This window comes from Alkalinema pantanalense CENA528 (assembly GCF_050753345.1).
Lineage (GTDB): Bacteria > Cyanobacteriota > Cyanobacteriia > Leptolyngbyales > Leptolyngbyaceae > Alkalinema > Alkalinema pantanalense.
In genome coordinates, this window is sequence record NZ_JBLZFX010000190.1 from 1 (window position 1) to 3,840 (window position 3,840).

Sequence of the window (3,840 nt, forward strand, 5' to 3'; positions counted from 1 at the left end):
AACTGCCGCCACTGCCACCATTGCTCGGTGCGGTGGGACTCATGTTGTTGTACTCATTATCCAAACTGCCATCCCAAGTGCCCTCATCCCCGATCGGTTGCAGATCCAAATTGAGGAAATGGTAGGTCAAGACTTGTTCATTGCCTGCCCAGTCTGAGGATTTTGATAGGTACTATCGCTGTTAGGAACAGCACTACCATTGGCTGGAAACCACTGCGGACTCACTGACTAACGTTGTAAAATGTGATAGGAACAGCACTATAATCCCACAGATCGTACAACAAATATAGCATAACCCCTTCTACGCAGGTGAGAATGATTGCACTAGCTAGAAGTATGGTTCGCCGCCAAGCTGGTTTGTAAAGATAGGAAACAGCACTTGTTGCTAGAATCTTAATCAAGCTCATAATGATACTGGCAACTGAGAAAAATAATAGCTTTGCTTGATCTGATGAAGCCCATGTATAACCAGATTTTGCAAGCAAAATAACTAGCAAATGAACTATTATCGAACTCGGAATACATATTCTTAAAGCAAATTGTAAAACTTGCCAGTGATGCAATGGAGGTGGAAACATCAATTAATCCCTCTAGTAAAATGAATGTGAACCAATCTAATTAATTCAAAATGATTTCTCCTTGTTCAACTGCTCCTTAGCATATCCAAGAAACCTCTCAAACATTGCACCTGTGAAATTCCAGATCCATGACTTTCGACCCTGTCCAGTTACAGCTGCTATATTCCCATCTCCAGCCAGATTATTAAATCGGTTGATTCTGTCAATCCATGATTGTTTTGCAGTTCCCGTTAAGTTTTCTAGGTTGAATGGGAATGTTGCATCAATCGGTGTAACCTGATTTCCATTAAACGTCCTCCATCGATTCCGTACAGTATACGGATCACTGTCAGATGTTAGACCATAATACTCTTTAAGATGCTGAGACAGTGTTTGTTTCGCTCGAGTTATACTGTTAAATCGATCAAATAATCCAAACCCATCAATGTCTCCTAAGATATCAGCTTCTGGTGCTGATGCTTTATAAAATGCATCAATTTCCTCCTGGGTCGGTGTACTCGACAATTTTAAATTAGCAGGAGCATATTTATCTGGGTCGCCTTGCAGTTGCTTCGTTAACCAAACGGAACCCAGCCCTACATCTGCAACCCAAGATGCTGGATCAATCGTCGGTATCTGATAGTAGGGGGCAGAGAATGGGGCAGCGGAACCAGGATGCAGCAAGGCATCTAAGGTAAGCAACAAATGTCCAATATCAATCATCTCATTGCGTTCTGGAATCACAAGGTAGGGGGAAGGATTATCGAGGGTACCGTTTTCATCAGCTTTTGCAGTCAGAATGGCATATGTCTCTTTGCCTACAAGTCCCTCGGAGATGATTCTACGAAACTTGACTTCGTTTACGCTTGAAGGTGGATAGTCTCCATAGAAAGGGTCACGAGATACTACTTCAAAGTTGGGTGCGTTTGGTAGAAGTGTGTCAAACCGGAAATCGTTAATTATATCTTTTAGCAGGTTATCCTTTGATCCAGGATAGTAGAGTTGACGAATACGAGTAATAATTTGTTGGGGGGTATCATTCTTGTAAGCTTTCTCTACCTTCTCTACAGCATCAATAAATGTTTGTAAACTCACTAGCCCTAAAGGACTTTTCTGAGGCTTTATCCCCTTGTAATCCTTGATGTTGAATGAGGCGATCGCTGTCTCGTTTAAAGCAACGCTCAATTGCTTTTGAATAAAAACGTTGTTGTGCTTAACACCCTGAAGACCTACGTCTGTCACTTTATTCAATGCTTTAAGTCGATCGGTTTGTTGATAGAGGACAACATTCAGATGATCGGCAGGTCGTAGAAAACTACTCAATTGCTGCGATGCTAACTGTAGATTATTCAGGCGATATGAAGTATCTAAGAAAAAGTTGAGTGAGTTATCTCCTGCTTGTCCAATCGGATTCAGCCCCGCATAAGCGCCACCCAAATTGACCAAATGACTCAAGAACTCAGCTTTTAGCACCTGCTGGTCAAGGGTGGGGTCATCGACTGCATCAGCCACCTTCACCAATCGGTCTGCATACTTCAATGCCTTCACCTTCTCCGGCAATGGCTCAATCCCACTCAAGAACTCACTCAACCCCGCTGCTGCGATGCGAATATCCCCCTGCTCCAGCAACGTCTCCACCCAATTGGCAACCTCAGTTCCATTCGTCCCATCTACCGTCGGATGCACCTGCACCAAACTGTAACCCAAATTCAACAACGCCTCAACAAACTCCACCGTCTGCACCGCATCCCGCCACTGCGCTACCTGCATCCCCGCCTGCACCAAACTCCGACTCATGCGCCACAGTTGCAGGTCATACAAGTCCCCATCGCCATTGCCCAAACCATTCAACATTTGCACCACATCACCCACAATCCCCGCCGCCTTGGTATTGCCATGCAGGATTGTCCGAATCGTATCGCCATCACTCAAACCACTGTCCGCCATATCCCACAGCTGATCCAACCAACCAAAGGTTCCCGTCAAACCCGTCCCCTGGGGCTTCAGTAAGCCATAGCTACGGGCCAGTTCCCGTGCCGCTTGCTGGATTTGATTCGTGTGTTCTGCCCCAAACCAATTGGTCTGGAGGTGAGCTGCTCCCACCACCGTTTCCACCAGCGTTTGGAAGGTCAATAACCGTACTGATTCGGGATTCGTTACCAATTCTTTCGCTAACGCCAAGCCAATTTGATTCAAGTTCGCTAACGTATTTTTGGCTTTAACCAAACTCCCTTGGAAAAACTGATCTAACCAAGCCCCCGTAAAGACGGCTCCCCCCTCATAGCCATAGCCCACTTGATCATCGGCATCGCCCTGGAGATAGGCTCCCGCTTCGATGAGTAAGTTAAGGCGATTTTTGAGCGCTGCTTTCTTGGCTTGGTTCCCAACACTCTCCGTCGGAATGGCGGCAATGGCAGTCGTCAGGATGGAGCGTAGACGACTACGATAGGTGTTGCTGCTACCAGGGTTGATTGGCCGGGAACCACTGTGGATCGTTGAGAACCCCCTCTGGCGTGGTGTAGGGACTGCGAGACCACTGTCCACCATACCAGTAGCCCCAATAGCCATCAGCCCCCCAACCCAACCATACTGGGCCAGACCACTGCCTCCGCTCTGTCCACCACTCCCCCCCAAAGGCGGTGCAACTAGGTTATCTCCACTGGTATTGGGATCATTGGGGTCTAGGCTCCCAGTCCACAGGTCGCTATCTGCCCAGGTGAAGGGTTTGGGGACGGAGAAGCTGTATTGCTCAGTTTGTAGGTTACCTGCTCTGTCTAGGCTGCGGAATGTCAGGGTATGGCTACCTTGCTGGTTGGGATCGTTCCAATTAAGCAGGTCACTGACGGATTTGCTCCATTGGCCGTTGTTGCCTTTCCAGTCTTGGGGCGCTTGGTTGTCGAGTTGGTAGATGATGTTGGCTAAACCCACCCCTAGGTCAGTAATCGTGGCTTGGATTTGGTCGCTACTTTGCCAGGTGATGCTGTTGAGAATGCGTAAATCATACAACTTCCCATTTTCGATGGAATAGTACTTTTAACGAAGATACTGATTAAAATAAAGAATACCGATCATAATTATTTCCTTCATCTAAGGATGGTAAATCAAGGATCGATGGTACATCTGAGCAAGGAGCTTGAACTTTGATCAATCGATCGCCTTGAAGATGAACTAACTGAAGTTGGGATTGTAAAACGAGTCTAGACCAGCGAACAACTTCTTGAACTTGACGATAGGATAGTTTATTAGCAACAGTTTGCAGAGCTTGAATCACACCACTTTGCTC

The 3,840-nt window shown here is 46.5% G+C and carries 2 protein-coding genes; both read right to left on the reverse strand.

The features are described from left to right. Positions 1-623: 623 nt before the first annotated feature. Positions 624-3,563 (reverse strand): hypothetical protein, encoded by a 2,940-nt coding sequence (locus ACN4EG_RS27310; RefSeq protein WP_431633442.1) that lies wholly within the window; start codon positions 3,561-3,563, stop codon positions 624-626. A gap of 43 nt (positions 3,564-3,606) precedes the next feature. After that, positions 3,607-3,840: hypothetical protein (locus ACN4EG_RS27315; protein ID WP_431633443.1), on the reverse strand; the 234-nt coding region annotated here is incomplete at its 5' end.